Below are 16813 nucleotides of genomic sequence, written 5' to 3'. Positions count from 1 at the left end.
GCCATGAACCACGTCGCCATCGACATCGGTGCGAGCGGGGGCACGGTGTACCTCGGGAGCGTGACGCCGACCGACTTCGACGTCCGCGAGGTCCACCGGTTCGACAACCGGCCGGTCGAGCAGGACGGCCGCTACGTCTGGGACCTCGCGGCGCTCCGCGAGCGGATGGTCGACGGCCTCGAAGCCGCGGGCGACCGGGCCGACGACGTCGACACGGTCGGCATCGACACGTGGGGCCTCGACTTCGGCCTGCTCGCCGACGGCGAGGTCCTGCGGGACCCGGTTTCCTACCGGGACCCGGACGCGACGGCGACCCGCGAGGCGCTGTTCGAGGCCGTCGACGAGCGCCGGGTCTTCGACGCCACCGGCATCACCAACTGGAACACGCCGAACACGCTGTGGCAGCTCCACACGCTCGCCCACGAGGACCCCGCACTCCTCGAACGGGCCGACAGCCTGCTCATGATGCCCCAGTTGCTGACCACGCTGCTGGGCGGCCGACCCTGTGGCGAGGTGACCGTCGCCTCGACCACCCAGATGGTCGACCCGGGCGAACGTGCGTGGGCGACCGACCTGCTCGACGAACTCGCCCTCCCGACCGACCTCCTCCCGGCGCTCGAGGAGCCCGGCCAGCGACTGGGTCCGGTCGCCGACGACGTGGCCACGGCGCTCCAGTCGACGCCGGACCTCGTCACGCCGGCGAGCCACGACACGGCGGCGGCCGTCGCCGGCCTCCCGCTCTCCGAGGACGCTGCCTTCCTCAACACGGGGTCGTGGTTCATCCTCGGCGTCGAGCGCGACGCGCCGGTCCGCACCGACGCGGCCTTCGAACACGGCGTCTCGAACGAGCTGGGCGTCGACGGCACCGTCCGCCTCCTGACGAACGTCAACGGCTTCTTCCTGCTCGAGGAGTGCCGCGAGGCGTGGCGCGAGGCCGGCGACCCCGTCGACTACGACCACCTGCTGTCGGCCGCCCGGGACGCCCCGGCGCGAGCCGCGCTCGTCGACCCGGACGCCGACGCGTTCGGCATCGACGCGCCGATGCCCGAGCAGATTCGTGACTACTGCCGGCGGACCGACCAGCCGGTGCCGACCGGACAGGGCGGTATCGTCCGCTGTCTGCTCGACAGCCTCGTGGCGAAGACGGCGCTGGAACTCGACGCCCTCGCGTCGGTCGTCGAGGACCCGCCGTCCAGCATCAACCTCGGCGGCGGCGGCGTCCGTAACGACCTGTTCTGTCAGTTGCTCGCCGACGCGACCGAGATGCCGGTCGTCGCCGGTCCGGTCGAGGCCACGGCCGTCGGCAACCTCCTGACGCAGGCGCTGGCCGTCGACACGCTCCCGGACCTCGCGGCGGGCCGCCGACTGGTCGAGTCGGCGTTCGAGACGACGCAGTACGAGCCCACCGACGTCGAGGGGTGGGCGCGCGCGAAAGAACGGGTGACCGGACTCGCGGCGGACTGACGCCGACGCGGCCGTATCGGTCTCCGAGATCGGAACGACCCGCTACCGCGAGGTGTACCCGCCGTCCATGACGACGGTCGACCCGGTCATGTACGAGGAGGCGTCCGACGCGAGGTAGACGACCAGCTCCTTCAGTTCCTCCGGGCGACCCAGCCGCCCCATCGGCGTGTTCTCCAGCCACGCCTCCTCCATCTCGGGGTCCTCCGCCAGCACCTCGTCGACGAGCTCCGTCCGCATGTACCCCGGCGCGATGGCGTTGACCCGGACGCCGCGGTCGCCCCACTCGACGGCCAGCGACTGTGTCAGCATCCGGACCCCGGCTTTCGTGGTGTTGTAGCTGGCCTGCTTCTGGGGGACGTTGACGTCGAACCCGGACATCGAGGAGATGTTGACGATGCGTCCCTCGCCGCGTTCGAGCATCTGCTGGCCGACGTGCTTCGCACAGAGGAAGACGCCGTCTAAGTTGACGGCGACGATGCGCCGCCACGACTCGATGCTGGTCTCCTCCGCCGCCGAGTTCTCGACGATGCCCGCGTTGTTGACGAGGACGTCGATGGGACCGAGTCGGTCCGTCACGTCCGCGACCATCGCCTCGACCGACGCCTCGTCAGTGACGTCGACCTCGGTGGCGACGACGTCCGTCTCGCCGTCGAGTTCCTCGGCGGTCCGTTCGGCCTTCTCCAGGTTCACGTCGGCGATGGCGACGTCGGCGCCCATCTCCGCGAGGCCGCTCGCCATCTGTTTCCCGAGTCCCTGTGCCGCGCCGGTGACGATAGCCGTCTCTCCGTCGAGGGAGAAACTGTCGACGATACTCATGCTAACAGCCATGCTAACGGTTTCCACGGTCATAAAATTGTATCCTCGCAGGCGCGTGCACGCCGTCACTCCGCGACCGGTGCCCTCCCGACCTTCCGTTTCAAGTGGACACCTCACTATGTGCCACCCATGCAAATAACCGACTACGAACTGTTCGCCGTTCCGCCCCGGTGGCTGCTGCTCAAGTTGGAGACGGACACGGGCGTCGTCGGGTGGGGCGAGCCGATTATTCCGGGACGACTGGAGTCGGTCCGGGCCACCGTCGCAGAACTCGTCGAGGGGTACCTCCTCGGGGGGGACCCGTGCCGGACGGAGTACAACTGGCGAAAGCTCTACCAGAGCGGCTACTTCCGGAACGGCCCGGTCCTGATGAGCGCGCTGGCCGGCATCGACCAGGCGCTCTGGGACATCAAGGGCAAGCACCACGGTGTCCCGGTCCACGAGCTGCTGGGCGGCCACGTCCGCGACCGGCTGCTCGTCTACCAGTGGGTCGGCGGCGACGACCCCGACGACATCGCCGAGTCCGCTCGGCAGGGGTACGAGCGGGGGTACCGCGCGTTCAAGTCCAACGTCTGCGGCGAGTTCCGGCCCCTGGAGACGACGGCGAAGCGGGACAGGGCCATCGACCGGGTCGCCACCCTCCGGGAGGCCGTCGGCGACGACTGCCTGCTCGGGGTGGACTTCCACGGCCGCGTCTCGAAATCGATGGCGTTCGAACTCGTCCGCCGACTCGAACCGTACAACCTCGTCTTCGTCGACCAGCCCGTGCTGCCCGAACACTCCGAGTTCCTCCGCCGACTCAACAACCAGACCACCGTCCCGATATCGACCGGCGAGCGGTTCTACTCGCGATACGACTTCAAGCAGATGCTCGCCGACGACGCGGTGTCGGTCATCCAGCCGAACGTTTCCCACGTGGGCGGTATCAGCGAGATGCGGAAACTCGTCTCGATGGCCGAGGCCTTCGACGTCGCCGTGGTCCCGCACTGTCCACTCGGTCCCGTCGCCTTCGCCGCGAGCCTCCAGGTCGCGTTCAGCTCCCAGGGGGTCGTCCTGCAGGAGCAGGACCTCGACATCGACGACCCGGAGTCGAGCCAGCGCCTCGCCCTGCTCGAGGACCCCGAGACGTTCGAGTTCGAGGACGGGTACGTCGAGCGCCCGACGGGGCCCGGCCTCGGCATCGACGTCGACGAGGCGTACGTCCGGGAGAAGGCACAGACGGAGGTCAACTGGTACAACCCGGTGTGGCATCACGAGGACGGCAGCCTCGCCGAGTGGTGAGCGGCGACCCCTGGAGTTTTAGTAGGCGTGTGACGAATCCGCACACATGCGCACCGCAGTGTTAGCCGAACCTACGGAGTTCGAACTCGAAGACCGTCCGCGACCGTCACCCGGCCCCGACGACGTCCTCGTCGCCGTCCGCGACGTCGGCATCTGTGGGTCGGACGTCCACTACTACGAGCACGGGCGTATCGGCGACTACGTCGTCGAGGACCCGCTCGTCCTCGGTCACGAGAGCGCCGGCGAGGTGGTCGAGGTAGGCGAGCACGTCACCGGTCTCGAACCGGGCGACCGCGTCGCGCTCGAACCGGGCGTCCCCTGTCGCCGCTGTGCCCACTGCAAACGCGGCGACTACCACCTCTGCGAGGACGTCACGTTCATGGCCACACCGCCCCACGACGGCGCGTTCACCGAGTACGTCGCGTGGCCGGCGGACTTCGCCTACGAGCTGCCCGACTCCGTCTCCACCGCCGAAGGCGCGCTCTGCGAACCGCTCTCGGTCGGTATCCACGCCTGCCGTCGCGGCGGCGTCGGGACCGGTGATACGGTAGTGATCACCGGTGCCGGTCCCATCGGCCTCATGGTGATGGAGGCGGCCCGCGCCGCCGGCGCGACGGACGTGGTCGTCACCGACGTCGTCGAAGAGAAGCTGTCGTTCGCCGAGGACCGCGGAGCCGACCTGGCCGTCGACGTCACCGAGACGGACCTCGAAGCGGCCGTCGACGACTACACCGACGGCGTCGGGGCCGACGTCGTCGTCGAGGCGTCCGGGGCCGAACCGTCCATCAGGTCGACGCTCGACGCCGTCCGGCGCGGCGGCACCGTCGTCCTCGTTGGTCTGGCCGACGAAGCGAACGTTCCCTTCGACGTCCTGGAGGTCATCGACAACGAGATCGACGTCCACGGGTCGTTCCGCTACAAGAACACCTACGACGCTGCCGTCGACCTCCTCGCGGACGGCGTCGTCGACGTCGCGGGCATCGTCGACTTCGAGTCCTCGCTGGCCGACATCGACGACGCCTTCCAGCGTGCGATGGACCCGACCGTTGTCAAGGGTATGATAACGTTCGACCCGTGAATCGCGCCCGCGGTACTGACCCCGCGTCTCCGTAGCCACCGCCCGGCGTGTGCACGGCGTTCCACCATCGCTGCACTCGTTCCGAGGGCCAATCGTTGCCCGGCGGGGCCCGCCACCCGGAGAGCAACTGCCTCCTGTCGGATTTACAGTCGTAAGTATAGAGTGCAGAAACGCTTTACAAATTTAGAGTCTAATAGTGGCGCATATGTAGATAAATATCCGAATCTAGGATTGAAAAACGAGTTAGCTCTCGAAAGCTGAGAACATTGGATGCAAAGTGACTAAATATAGGTGCATCTGTCCTGTGCCCGTGGGCGGATAGCTGTGCGAAAACCATCCGACGTCGGATTCCTGCCGACTGAAAACGCCACGGGCCCGTTATATACGGGGCGTCCTTTCGTCCGGATATGCCACGAGTGGTCGCCAGCGACGACCCGATGATCGACGTCGCGCTGCTCCGCGAGGAACTGGATGCCGAGGTAGTCGCCGCGGAGACGAGCGACGAAGCCGCGCTGTTGGCGGCGGCCGAGGGGGCCGACGCCCTCGTCGTCGACGTGAACACGCCCGTGACGGCGGCGGTGCTCGAGGAACTCGAGGACCTGCGCATCGTCGCCCGGGCGGGGGTGGGCATCGACAACGTCGACGTGGCCGCGGCGGCCGAGAACGGCGTCGCGGTGACGAACGTCCCCGAGTACTGCACCGACGAGGTGGCGACCCACACGGTGACGCTCCTGCTGGACTGCATCCGGACCGTCGCCGCCTACGACCGGGACGTGCGGGCCGGCAACTGGGGCTGGGAGCGGACCCGTCCGGTCCACCGGGTCCGCGGCCGGACGCTCGGGCTGGTCTCCTTCGGCCCCATCGCCCGTCGCGTCCGCGAGCAGATGCGCGGGTTCGGTGTCGACGTGGTCGCCTACGACCCGTACGTCGACGAGACGGCGATGGCCGAGGCCGACGTCGAGAAGGTCGCGCTGGACGACCTGTACGAGCGCGCGGACTACGTCTCCCTGCACGCGCCCCTGACCGACGACACCCGCGGGATGGTCGACGCCGCGGCGCTCGACGCGATGCAGGACCACGCCGTCCTCGTCAACACCGGCCGGGGCGGCCTGATAGACGAGGAAGCCCTGCTCGAGGCCCTGCGAGACGACAGTATCGCGGCCGCCGGACTGGACGTCCTCCGGCGGGAACCCCCGGAGACGGACCACCCGCTGACCGACCTCGAGAACTGTATCGTCACGCCCCACGCCGCGTGGTACTCCGAGGAGGCCCGCGCGGACCTGAACGCCACCGTCGCCGCCAACGTCGAGGCGGCGCTGGCCGGCGAGACGCCGCCGGACTACATCGACCCGGACACCGACTGGCTCTGAGGCCGGTCAGCACGAGTCGAACGCCCGGCGCTCGCTCCCGAGTGCGTCGCCGCGGGTGAGCGTCGTCCGGACGTCGCGGGCGAGGTTGCCGAGGTAGGCGGCGACGCCGGGGTCGCAGGTGCCGGCGCGTCTGGCCTGTCGGTAGTCACAGCACAGCGCGACGGGCAGGACGGGGAGGACGAACACGCCGGCGACGGCGACACCGAGCTCCAGCGGGTGGCCCGCAGGGACGGCCAGCGCCGCTCCGAGGAGGAGGGCCCACAGGACGGCCCCGTGGACCACGGTCGGGCGCCAGTTGTGGGCCGGCGCTCGACCCCGGGACGCGTCGCTCGCTGGCGGGTCGCGCTCCGGTCGGGGCGCTTGCGACGACTCACACGACATACCATAGTGGACGGGCCCCACCGGTATGACGACCCGTTCGGCACACGCCGAAATCGGCCGTGGATATAAGCCGCTCCGTCGAGTAGCACGGCCAATGCGCGAGTTCATCTTCACCATCGACTACGAACGCGGGGTCGACCCCCTGATGGACGTGTTCATCGACTACCCGGAGACCCACTCCCGGACCATCGCCTGCAACGTCACGAACGACGGGATGTGGCGGCTGGAACGGGTCGCCGGCACGGAGGCGGCGCTGGACAGACTCGACGAGGTGTTCGACGGCCCCGTCCAGTGCACGGAGTGCATCGGGACCCGGGACTGCGACACGGAGTGGCACTACGAGGTCATCGCGTCGGAGCAGGGCCGCCGTACCGTCTACAGCTATCGGTCGGAGGCAGGCGACTGTCACTCCATCCCGCGGCTGGCCATCGAACACGTCGGCAACGGCGTCCTCTGTGAGACGGAACGCCGGGGGAGCCGGTGTGAGTGGCGCCTCCTCCTCTGTAGCGACGAGGGCGTCGACGACCTGTTCGCGGCGCTGGAGGCGGAACTACGGCCCGGCCTGACCGTCGAGTTCCGCCAGCTCGGCGAGCCGTCCTACTGGACCGACGAGTCCGTGACGCTGGCGGAACTCCCGCCCGAACAGCAGGCGGCCGTCGAGGCGGCCGTCGAACACGGCTACTACCGCACCCCGCGGGACGTCTCGCTGACCGACCTCGCGGAGACGCTCGACGTCTCGCGGTCGACGCTGCAGTACCGGCTCCAGCGGGCCGAGGCGTGGATCGTCCGCTCGTTCGTCACCCGGTCGATGGGCCCCGTCGAGGCCGACGAGTCCGTCGCGGAGGGGACCCGGCTGCGCGTCGGTCGCTCGGGTGTGTGAACGATACCCACTATCGTTTGGCATACGCCGAACTAGTGCTGATACTGGTAGCCCGTCTCTACTGTTGTACGCACGCGGGTGGTGGCGGTACCGCTCGCTCGTCATCTATCATGACCACACTCAGCACACACGACGCCGAGGAACGGGGTAGCACCGTCGACGAGGAGACAGCGGCGGAGGCGAGTGAGGGGCAGGTCTGTCCGGACTGTGGGGGCCACCTCACCCACGACGCGTCTCGCGGCGAGACGGTCTGTGCAGACTGTGGGCTGGTCGTCGACGAGAACGCCATCGACCGCGGCCCCGAGTGGCGCGCGTTCGACTCCGCCGAGCGCGACAAGAAGTCCCGCGTCGGCGCGCCGACGACCAAGCTGATGCACGACGAGGGCCTCTCGACGAACATCGGCTGGCAGAACAGGGACGCCAACGGGAACTCGCTGTCCGCCAGCCAGCGCGAGAAGATGCAGCGCCTGCGGACGTGGAACGAGCGGTTCCGCACCCGCGACCACAGCGAGCGCAACCTCAAGCAGGCGCTGGGCGAGATCGACCGCATGGGGAGCGCCCTCGGCGTCCCCAAGAGCGCCCGCGAGACGGCCGGCGTCGTCTACCGTCGGGCGCTGGACGAGGGCCTCCTGCCCGGCCGCTCCATCGAGGGCATCGCCACGGCGTCGCTGTACGCCGCCGTCCGGCAGGCGAACCTCCCCCAGACCATCGACGACATGGTGGTCGTCAGCCGCGTCGACGAACAGGAGTTCACCCGCGCCTACCGCTACATCAACCGCGAGCTCTCGCTGGAGATCGGCCCGCCGGACCCCGCCGACTACCTCTCGAAGTTCGTCTCGGAACTGGACGCCAGCGACGAACTGGCGATGCGGGCCCACGACCTGCTGGAGACGGGGAAGGCCGAGAACGTCCACAGCGGCAAGAGCCCCGTCGGACTGGCCGCCGCCGCCATCTACGCCGCTGGCCTACTGGTCAACGAGGAACTCACCCAGGAGACGGTCAGCGACGCCACCGACGTCAGCACCGTCACCATCCGCGACCGCTACCGGGAGCTCCTCGAGGCCGAGTCCGACCGCGACCCCGTCGATACGAGCGCGTCGAGCAGCTCGAACGCGAGCGCGTAGCGAGCGATACGACCCTCGGAGGCAACCGGTAGGACGCCCGTACCGAAGCCCGCGCTCTTTTAGTCCCACCGCGCAGATACTCCGCTATGACTCGTTCGGGGTCGGGGGCGAGCCGCCCGGCCGACCTGCTACTGCTCGTCGCGAGCGTGGTGCTCGTCGGCGTCGTCGCCTTCTCGCCGGCCGGTGAGTGGACGCCACTCGCCATCGTCGTGGGAATCCCCTTCGTCCTGCTCGTGCCGGGGTACGCGCTCGTCTCGGCAGTGTTCCCACGGGCCGGGGAGACGGCACCGGGGGCGACGGCGCGGACCTCGTGGCTGGCCCGGCTCGGCCTGAGCGTCGGCGGGAGCGTCGTCGCCGTGGCTGTCGTCGGCGGCGTCCTGGACTTCACCGTCTGGGGGTTCCAGCGGCCGGCCGTCGTCGGCGGTCTGTGCCTCGTGACGCTCGCCGCGACGGCCGTGGCGTGGGCCCGCCGTCTGCGAGTGCCGGTCGACGTGCGGGCGGGTACCGACCTCGGCAGCGTGCGCGACCGGGCCGTCGCCGTCACCGACGAGGGGGCCCTCGGCATCGCGCTGACGGTCCTGGTCCTCGTCGCCGGCGTCGGCGCCGTCGGCGTCGTCGCACAGGAGGCCACCGACACCGCCGGCGTCACCGAGTTCTACCTCCTCGGCGAGACCGACTCCGGCGACCTCGGGGCCGGCGACCACCCCACCGAACTCACGGTCGGCGACCCGACGACCGTCGGCATCGGCGTCGGCGCCCGCGGTCCCGACGGGTTCGAGGGCACCGTCGTCGGGCGCCTCGAACGCGTCGCGGTCGAGAACGACACCGTCACCGTCACCGACGCCGAGGAGCTGGTTCGGTTCCCGGTGTCGGTCGCCCCCGGCGAGTCGGTGGTCAGCAGGCACACCGTTCGGCCGGGCATGGCAGGCGAGGACCTCCGGCTGACCTACCGCCTGTACCGCTCCGGCGCCGGGTCGCCGGTCAGACAGGTCCACGTCTGGGTGCGCGTCTCCGACGGCTCGTAGCCGTCGGCATCTATATGTAGGCAATCGACGTATAGCTGGGTAGTACACTACTGGGGAGTGGTGATACGGGAGGACTCACGGTGGAACACGACTCGGCGCACACACAGTCGGACGACGTTGCAGTGACCAAGACGGTGGCCGACGTCGACGGCGGCCGACGGCTCGTCTCGCTCGCCGTCCGGACGCACGGCTCGGACCCCGTCGCGGTCAGTCTCTCGGACCCCGTCGCGGTCAGTCTCTCGGACCCCGTTCCAGCGACGGCGACGCTCAGCGGACGCGACCGGGGGGCGGGTGACGGGACGTTCAGCGACGGCCGGCTCGCCGTCGAGGCCGCCGTCGAACCCGGCGAGTCGACCACCGTCGGCTACCTCCTCGAGGGTCCCGGCGAGGCCGCCGTGTCCGACCCGACAGTCGACGAGGTGGTGCCGCTCTCGGGCGATGGGGCGTCACCGGCGGCGCCGACGGTCAGGTGGGTCTCCGCCGACGGCGCGACGACGGTGCTGGACGTGGCGACGGCGTCGGTTCCCGGTCGCAGCGACGACACCCTCCCTCTCGTTTCGATTCCCGACGACACGACGGCCGAGGCGGCGCGGGCGATGCAGGACGTGACTATCGGCGTCGTCCTCACCCCGACCAACGGGGACGCCGCCATCCGGACCGTCCTCCGGGCGAGCCGTCGGGGCCACCCAGTCCTCGTGACCTACTCGGGACTGGACGAGGGCGCCGAGCCGCTCGATACGCTCGCCTCGCTGGGCGCGGTCGTCCTCTCGCCGCCGTCGAGACGGGCGTCGCAGGCGGAACTCAACCGACTGCTCTCCCGGACCGCCAGAGAGCGCGGTTCGCCGGGCATCGTCCTCCAGACCCGCGACTGCCCGCGCATCGACTACGACCGCACGCTCGCCGCCATCGAGCACGCCGACTACGAGGTGGTCGCCATCCCCGAGCAGTGGAGTGTCGCACGGGACACGCCCACCGTCGTCGTCGGGGTTCCGGCGTACAACGCCGCCGACAGCATCGCCGACGTGGTCGACCGTGCCGCGTCGTACGCCGACGAGGTCGTCGTCGTCGACGACGGGAGCCGCGACGCGACGGCCGACCGTGCCCGCGAGGCCGGTGCGACCGTCGTCGTCCACGACCGCAACCAGGGCTACGGCGGGGCGCTGAAGACGCTGTTCCGTGAGGCGGCCGACCGCGACGCCGCCCACCTCGTCGTCATCGACGCCGACGGGCAACACGACCCCGGCGACATCCCGATGCTCGTCGAGACCCAATCCCGGGACGACGCCGACATCGTCATCGGCAGTCGCTACGTCGGCGAGCGGCGGTCGAAGATACCGTTCGTCCGGTCGCTCGGGCTGGCGGTCATCAACAACCTCACGAACGTCAGCCTCGGCAAGCTCCGGCCGAGCGGGTGGGTCCGCGACACGCAGAGCGGCTACCGGGCCTACAGCCGGCGGGCGGTGCGCTCGCTGGCGAGCGACCAGACCATCGGCAACAACATGGGCGCGAGCACGGACATCCTGTATCACGCCCACCGGAACCGCCTCAGCGTCGCCGAGGTGGGGACGACCATCTCCTACGACGTGGCGAACGCCAGCACGCAGGGCTCGCTCTCGCACGGACTGGACCTCGTCCGCAACATCGTCTGGACCGTCGAGTACGGCCGCCCCCTCGTCATCGTCGGCCTGCCCGGCGCCATCACGACGCTGCTGGGCGTGAGCGTCACGCTCCTGTTGCTCGTCCAGTACGTCGACGCGGGGACGTTCTACCCGGTCCAGCTCGGTATCGCCGTCATGTTCGCCATCGGCGGGACGCTGCTCTGCATCACGGCGCTGATGATGTACGTCCTGAACGGCCACCCGACGATGAAACGGCTGGGCCAGTGAGGGGAACAGCTAAACCGGCGGCAGGACTGGACAGCGGTATGGACCCTGTCTTGGCGGCCCGTGGGACGGTGAGGCGCCGTGGATAGCACCCACGCGGCCGCGGGCGGCCGACTCCGAGACCGGTTCGGTGACCGGAACCCGGTCCCGGTGTTTGCCGTCGTCGGCGTCGGCCTCGCCGCCGCCGGCGTCGCGGTGCCAGCCTTCCAGACCCTGCTGTTCGCGTGGGGCGGCACCGCCCTCTTCGCGGCCCTGTTGCTCCAGTTCGTCGCGACGGAGCGGACGGTGCCGGCACGGGTCGCGTCCGACCTCGCCGCGACGATGGGCGCGAACGCCCGCCGACTCGCCGGCGACGGCCCGCCCGAATACGTCCCCGATGGCGAGTCGGTCACGCTGACCGCAGACGGACACGATACCCACGTAGACCCCGTCGGCGTGCGCCTGCTGACGACGCTCGACACGTCGGTGGCCGACGACCAGACGGCCGCCGACCCGTCCGACCGACTCCCGGTGCTCGTCGACTGCCTCGTCGCGGACCTCGAACTCGCCGACAGCGCGACCGGCCACACGACCGCCGCCGGGGCCGAGGTGACCGTCACCGGACCGGCCGTTGGCACCGACGCACTGTTCGACCACCCGGTCGTCTCCGTCGTCGGCGTCGGTCTCGCCCGGGTCGTCGGGCGTCCGGTCCGGGTCGAACCGACCGCCGAGGACGACCGTCTCGTCGTCACCTGCCGCTGGGACTAGAGCGACCCGACGAACTTCTCCAGCGTGCGGAGGCCGACGAGGACGAGGAAGACGACCGCACCGGCCAGCAGCGGCCAACGGAGCCGCGACCGCCAGCGCGGGCGTGCGTGGAGCGGCGCGGTCAGCGCGGTCAACACGACGAACCCGAGGAAGGAGACGACGAAGACGTACTCGAGCGTGAGCGCCCCGACAGTCGCCAGTAGCGCGGTGGCGGTCAGCGTCAGCCCGACCTGCGCGTACAGGAAGCGGCGCTGTCTGTGGGTCGTCATCACCGGTCGCTACGCCGGCGAGGCGCATAATCCCACGGGGTCCGGTAGGTGTCGCCTAGCGGGGGGTTCAAGCCGTCGGCCCCCGTCTCGTCGGTACGCGAATGTACCCTTGGACCCACGCCGCCTTCGGTTACGCCCTCCTCGTCGTGCTGGCGCTGGTGCTCCGCCGACGCGTCTCGCGGGCGGAGCTGGCGGCGGTGCTGGTGGCGACGCAACTCCCGGACCTCGTCGACAAGCCGCTGGCGTGGTGGGTCGGGGTCATCCCCTCGGGCCGGTCGCTGGCACACTCGCTCGTCCTCGCCGTCCCGCTCTCGGCGCTGGTCCTCGCGGTGGCGTGGCACCGCGCCCACCCCGAGGTGGGCGTGGCGTTCTGGCTGGGGTACGCCAGCCACCTCCTCGGCGACACCTACGTGGCGCTGTACTACTGGCGCGTCGAGGAGCTCACGTTCCTCCTGTGGCCGTTCCTGCCGGCGTACCCGTACGACACCGCCATCGGCTTCGGTGAACTGCTCCGCGCTATCGGGGAGTCGCCGAACGCGCTGGGCCACCTGGCGCTCGCCGCCGTCGGTGGGCTCGTCGTCCTCGTACACGTCTGGCGAGCACCCACGTGGCGGCCCCCGCGCCCCGACTGACGCCGCACCCACGGCTATTTGGTCGCCCCTCGCGCACGGTAGGCTATGACTGCGACTGTCGCCGAGCAGACCGTCCTCGTGACGGGCGGGGCGGGGTTCGTCGGGAGCCACCTCGTCGACGCGCTCCGACCGACGAACGACGTCCGCGTCCTCGACAGCCTCCTCACCGGTGACCGCGCCAGAGTGCCCGCCGACGTGACGCTCGTCGAGGGCGACGTACGCGACGACGCGGCGCTCGCACGGGCGATGGACGGCGTCGACCTCGTCTTCCACGAGGCGGCCGTCGTCAGCGTCGCCCAGTCCGTCGCGGACCCGACGACGAGCCACGCGGTCAACGTCGACGGGACCCTGTCGGTGCTGGAGGCCGCCCGCCGGCAGGACGCCCGGGTCGTCTTCGCCTCCAGCGCGGCCATCTACGGCGCGCCCGAGTCGATGCCGGTCGCCGAGACGGCACCGAAACAGCCCTCCTCACCGTACGGGCTGGAGAAACTCTCCGGCGACCACTACTGTCGGCTGTACGCCGACCTCTACGACCTGCCGACGGTCGCGCTCCGGTACTTCAACGTCTACGGACCGCGCCAGTCCGGCGGGGACTACGCCGGTGCCATCACGGCGTTCACCGAGCAGGCCCGCGGTGGCGGCCCCCTCACCGTGCAGGGGGACGGCCAGCAGACGCGGGACTTCGTCGACGTCGCGGACGTGGTGCAGGCGAACCTGCTCGCGGCCACCACCGACGCGACGGGGGAGGCGTTCAACGTCGGCACCGGGACGGGCACGACCATCCGGACCGTCGCCGAGACGATACGGGACCGGGTCGCGCCCGACGCCGAGATAACGAGCGGCGAGCCGCGACGGGGCGACATCCGCGAGAGCGTCGCCGACATCACGAAGGCCCGCGAGCGACTGGGGTACGACCCGACCGTCTCGCTGGAGGCCGGTCTCACCGACTATCTCGGGTGAGCAGCGCCGGAGGGGAACGACTTTCAACCGCCGCTCGCTACCGTGTGTCGATGCTCCCCGAGACCGTGACCGACGCCGTCATCGGCGTCGCCCTGGCCGGGTTCCTGCTGTTCACGGGGACGGCCTCGTGGTACTTCCCGACGGTCTTTCTCCGCCTGTTCGACCGTCACGACGTCTCGCCGTGGCCCCAGCTCCTCTTCACCCCCGCCGCGTACGTCGGGGCCTACGTCCTCGCCCTCACTCTCGGGCTGGGATTGTATGCCATCCACGGCGTGGTCGCGCTCTGTATCGGCGCGGCCGTCGTCTGTCGCCACCGGCGGTCGACCGCGACCGCCGACGCGCTGTGGCCGTCGCTCGTCGTCGGTCGGTCGCTCGTCGCTCTCGGCGCGGGACTCGCCCTCTTCTCCGTGGTCCGTACGCTCGGTGCGGGCTGACTCACTCCACGACAACGGTGCCGCGCATCCCGGACTCGTGGGGGATACAGAAGTAGGGGTACTCGCCGGGCGTCTCGAACGTGTGGCGGTACGTCTCGCCCGACCCCACGCTGCCGTCGGGGTAGGCCTGCCGGGCGGCCGACTCGCTCTCGAAGTCCCCGGAGGCGAAGTAGGCGGCGCCGTCGGGCAGGTCGGCCTCGTAGGCCGTGGCGCTGTGGGCCACCGACCCCGTCGTCTCCCACACCACCGTGTCGCCGACGGCGACCGTCACCTCCTTCGGGTCGAACACGAGGTCGTCGGTCATCGCCACGCGCGTCTCGCTCGGTCCGTCGTCGCCCGACCCGCCACACCCGGCCAGCGCGCCGACCAGTCCCGCCCCACCCAACCGCAGTAGCGTCCGTCTGTGCATACGTTCCAGACGCTCGCCAGCAGGTTAAGCTTGGTCGGCGACTGCAACACTTTTGCTGCCGCCAGCGAAAGAGCCTCCAACGAACCCCGATGGTCTCCGCTCCGACCCTCCGCCGCGCCGAGTACGTCCCGGTCGCCGTCTGTCTACTGGCGGCCGCAGGGCTGTCGGCGCTGTACGCGCTCGACCTCCTGGGCCGGCCCACGCTCCTCAGGGCTGGGTTCACGCTCGTCGGTGCCGTCGTCGCGCTGGTGCTCTTCGTCGCCTCCCGCGGCGAGTTTCCCGCGGTCGACCGCCGTATCCCGGCCAGCGTGACGACGAAGGTCGTCCTCGTGCTCGCCGGCGGGGCCGTCGTCGCCACGGCGCTGCTCGGCTCGCGCCTGCTCCCGTTCGCCGTCGCCCTGCCGCTCGGGCTGGTGCTGGTCGCCCTGCAGATACGCGCCGAGCCGTCGGTCCCGGCCGTCGTGACACAGCTCTCGGCGCTCTTTCTCGCGGGCCGTCTCGGGAAGTACCTCACGACCGGGTTCTACTTCGGCGGCACCGACACGTTCGCCCACGTCGCCGCCGTCGACACGCTCATCTCGGCCCGCTACACGACGGCTGTCCCCCACGGCTACGACCTCTACCCGGTCTTTCACTTCCTCGTCGGCACCGTCACGCACTTCACCCGCCTCGACGCGTACGACGCTCTGGTCCTGACCGGCATCCTCCTGTTCACACTGGTCGTCCCGCTCGCGTACCTCCTCGGCGCGTCGGTGTTCGGGTCGACGCGACTGGGGCTGACGGCTGCCCTCTCGGTCGTCGTGCTGGAGTTCTTCAGCTACCACGCGCTGTACTTCTACCCGCAGGCGCTGGCGTCGGTCCTCCTGCTCGTCGCCGTCTACGTCAACAGCCGGCTCCTTGACGCCGGCGACGAACGGACCTACCGTCGCCTCTCGGTGTTCGCCCTCCTCCTCGTCGGGACGATGGTCGTCACGCACCACCTGACGTACCTCCTGTTCGCCGGGGTCGTGGCCGCGGCCGTTCCGGTGGCGCTCGCGCGTCCGTACCTCCTCCCGACCGTCTCGGGTGGCCGCTGGTCGACGCTGCGGTACCGCTGGCTGTTCCCCGGCGTCGTCGGCGGGGCGCTCCTGCTCGCGTACTGGTCGTACTCGCCCAGCCGCATCGTCGTCGGCATCGTCGAACTGTCGCTGGGCGTCCTGTTCGACGTGGCGACGGTCCCGCCCGCCCGCCTGTACACCTACGGCGTCACGCTCCCCGCCGACAGCGTCGGGCGGGCGGGCCGGTGGTTGCTGACGCCGACGGGCGTCTACGCCGCCGGTCTCGGGGCGCTCCTGTTGCTCGCGGCGTACGAACTACTGGACCACCTCGGGCGGTACCGGCGCGGCTTCACGCTCGCGGTCACTGGCCTCGGCCTGTCGGGACTGCTGCTCCCGCTGCCGATTCCCGTCCCGCAGCTAGAGCGGCTGAAGTTCGTCGTGACGCTCGTCGCGGTGTTCCCGCTCGCCGTCGGCCTCCGCCGTGCGCTCGCCGTCGACGGCCGGTACGTCGCCGTCGCGCTCCTGGTGGTGGCCTCGCTCGGCGGCGCGACGGCGTTCACCGTCCTCACGGCCGACGACGTGGAGGGCGTCTACACCGGCGAGCGCCGCGAGCAGGTGTCGATGACCGACGCCGAGTTCCGGGCTATCGGAACCACTGCCGAGTTCGTCGAGACGTACGGCTCCGACGACGTCGCCACCGACAAGGTGACCAACCGCGCCTTCGAGACGGCGGCCTACAACGCCACGCGGGTCCTCCGCGCCCGGCCCGACGGGCTCCGGACCGACGCCGATTTCCTCGTGGTGCGCGACCGCTGGACCGACCACCTCGTCGCGCTCGGGCTGAGTCTGCGGAGCAGCGAGCAGAACGTCTTCACGGTCTCGGAGGAGCGGTTCGCCGCGACCGAGGCGCGGTCGAACGTCGTGTACGCCACCGACTCGGTCCGTGTCTACCACAGTTCGGACGGGTTCCGCGGCCTCTACGGCGAGAACGGCACCACGGCGGCCGACGTTACTGGGTAGGGG

17 protein-coding genes are annotated in these 16813 nt (G+C 70.3%); 13 read left to right on the top strand and 4 right to left on the bottom strand.

The features are described from left to right. Nucleotides 1-3 precede the first annotated feature (3 nt). Entirely contained in the window at nt 4-1464 is a 1461-nt protein-coding gene (locus ACV7GQ_RS13015) for a rhamnulokinase (protein WP_470310665.1), read from the top strand. A 42-nt stretch (nt 1465-1506) separates the two neighbouring features. On the opposite strand, the gene ACV7GQ_RS13010 is transcribed toward ACV7GQ_RS13015, so the two are convergent. After that, nucleotides 1507-2280, bottom strand: a complete 774-nt coding sequence (locus ACV7GQ_RS13010) for an SDR family NAD(P)-dependent oxidoreductase (RefSeq protein WP_470310664.1) — start codon at nt 2278-2280, stop codon at nt 1507-1509. A 129-nt stretch (nt 2281-2409) separates the two neighbouring features. On the opposite strand from ACV7GQ_RS13010, the gene dgoD reads away from it, so the two are divergent. The 3 genes from dgoD to ACV7GQ_RS12995 all read left to right on the top strand — a co-directional run bounded on the left by dgoD (nt 2410) and on the right by ACV7GQ_RS12995 (nt 6009). Continuing rightward, nucleotides 2410-3561, top strand: a complete 1152-nt coding sequence (gene dgoD / locus ACV7GQ_RS13005; protein ID WP_470310663.1) for a galactonate dehydratase — start codon at nt 2410-2412, stop codon at nt 3559-3561. Nucleotides 3562-3607: 46 nt separating this feature from the next. Further along, nucleotides 3608-4639, top strand: coding sequence for an NAD(P)-dependent alcohol dehydrogenase (locus ACV7GQ_RS13000; RefSeq protein WP_470310662.1), 1032 nt, complete (start codon nt 3608-3610; stop codon nt 4637-4639). 407 nt (nt 4640-5046) lie between these two features. After that, complete coding sequence (locus ACV7GQ_RS12995; protein ID WP_470310661.1) at nt 5047-6009, top strand: C-terminal binding protein; 963 nt, start codon at nt 5047-5049, stop codon at nt 6007-6009. Nucleotides 6010-6015: 6 nt separating this feature from the next. Here ACV7GQ_RS12995 and ACV7GQ_RS12990 read toward each other — a convergent pair whose 3' ends face one another. Beyond that, nucleotides 6016-6390, bottom strand: coding sequence for a hypothetical protein (locus ACV7GQ_RS12990; protein WP_470310660.1), 375 nt, complete (start codon nt 6388-6390; stop codon nt 6016-6018). A gap of 94 nt (nt 6391-6484) precedes the next feature. Between ACV7GQ_RS12990 and ACV7GQ_RS12985 the strand changes: the two genes are divergently transcribed. The 5 genes from ACV7GQ_RS12985 (at nt 6485) to ACV7GQ_RS12965 (ending at nt 12049) form a co-directional block, all read left to right on the top strand. Then, a complete protein-coding gene (locus ACV7GQ_RS12985; protein WP_470310659.1) occupies nt 6485-7270 on the top strand; it encodes a helix-turn-helix domain-containing protein in 786 nt (261 codons plus the stop codon). A 110-nt stretch (nt 7271-7380) separates the two neighbouring features. Further along, nucleotides 7381-8394 carry a transcription initiation factor IIB gene (locus ACV7GQ_RS12980; RefSeq protein ID WP_470310658.1) on the top strand — a complete coding sequence of 338 codons (1014 nt, stop codon included), beginning with the start codon at nt 7381-7383 and terminating at the stop codon, nt 8392-8394. An 86-nt stretch (nt 8395-8480) separates the two neighbouring features. Further along, nucleotides 8481-9419, top strand: a complete 939-nt coding sequence (locus ACV7GQ_RS12975; protein WP_470310657.1) for a DUF1616 domain-containing protein — start codon at nt 8481-8483, stop codon at nt 9417-9419. Between the two features lie 80 nt (nt 9420-9499). Continuing rightward, nucleotides 9500-11305: a glycosyltransferase family 2 protein gene (locus tag ACV7GQ_RS12970; protein ID WP_470310656.1), complete on the top strand. Its 1806-nt coding sequence runs from the start codon at nt 9500-9502 to the stop codon at nt 11303-11305. A gap of 78 nt (nt 11306-11383) precedes the next feature. Further along, nucleotides 11384-12049: a DUF7982 domain-containing protein gene (locus ACV7GQ_RS12965; RefSeq protein WP_470310655.1), complete on the top strand. Its 666-nt coding sequence runs from the start codon at nt 11384-11386 to the stop codon at nt 12047-12049. Here the strand turns inward: ACV7GQ_RS12965 and ACV7GQ_RS12960 are convergent. Beyond that, on the bottom strand, nt 12046-12318 hold the full coding sequence (locus ACV7GQ_RS12960) for a DUF8044 family membrane protein (RefSeq protein ID WP_470310654.1): 273 nt from the start codon (nt 12316-12318) through the stop codon (nt 12046-12048). The genes ACV7GQ_RS12965 and ACV7GQ_RS12960 overlap by 4 nt on opposite strands. Nucleotides 12319-12419: 101 nt before the next feature. On the opposite strand from ACV7GQ_RS12960, the gene ACV7GQ_RS12955 reads away from it, so the two are divergent. From ACV7GQ_RS12955 to ACV7GQ_RS12945, 3 genes are read left to right on the top strand one after another with little or no spacing between them, the layout of a single operon-like run. After that, a complete protein-coding gene (locus ACV7GQ_RS12955) occupies nt 12420-12950 on the top strand; it encodes a metal-dependent hydrolase (protein WP_470310653.1) in 531 nt (176 codons plus the stop codon). A 45-nt stretch (nt 12951-12995) separates the two neighbouring features. Next, the gene (locus ACV7GQ_RS12950; protein WP_470310652.1) at nt 12996-13910 is read left to right on the top strand and encodes an NAD-dependent epimerase/dehydratase family protein; all 915 of its coding nucleotides are present in this window, start codon (nt 12996-12998) and stop codon (nt 13908-13910) included. A 50-nt stretch (nt 13911-13960) separates the two neighbouring features. Next, nucleotides 13961-14344, top strand: a complete 384-nt coding sequence (locus tag ACV7GQ_RS12945) for a hypothetical protein (protein ID WP_470310651.1) — start codon at nt 13961-13963, stop codon at nt 14342-14344. 1 nt (nt 14345) lies between these two features. Here ACV7GQ_RS12945 and ACV7GQ_RS12940 read toward each other — a convergent pair whose 3' ends face one another. Further along, nucleotides 14346-14753, bottom strand: a complete 408-nt coding sequence (locus tag ACV7GQ_RS12940; protein WP_470310650.1) for a cupredoxin domain-containing protein — start codon at nt 14751-14753, stop codon at nt 14346-14348. Nucleotides 14754-14842: 89 nt separating this feature from the next. Between ACV7GQ_RS12940 and ACV7GQ_RS12935 the strand changes: the two genes are divergently transcribed. Next, nucleotides 14843-16810, top strand: coding sequence for a hypothetical protein (locus ACV7GQ_RS12935; RefSeq protein WP_470310649.1), 1968 nt, complete (start codon nt 14843-14845; stop codon nt 16808-16810). The last annotated feature ends 3 nt before the right edge of the window (nt 16811-16813 follow it).

The organism is Haloarcula sp. MBLA0163, assembly GCF_055632435.1.
Note: the sequence above shows the minus strand (reverse complement) of the source record. Positions and strands in the feature narration are given on the sequence as shown.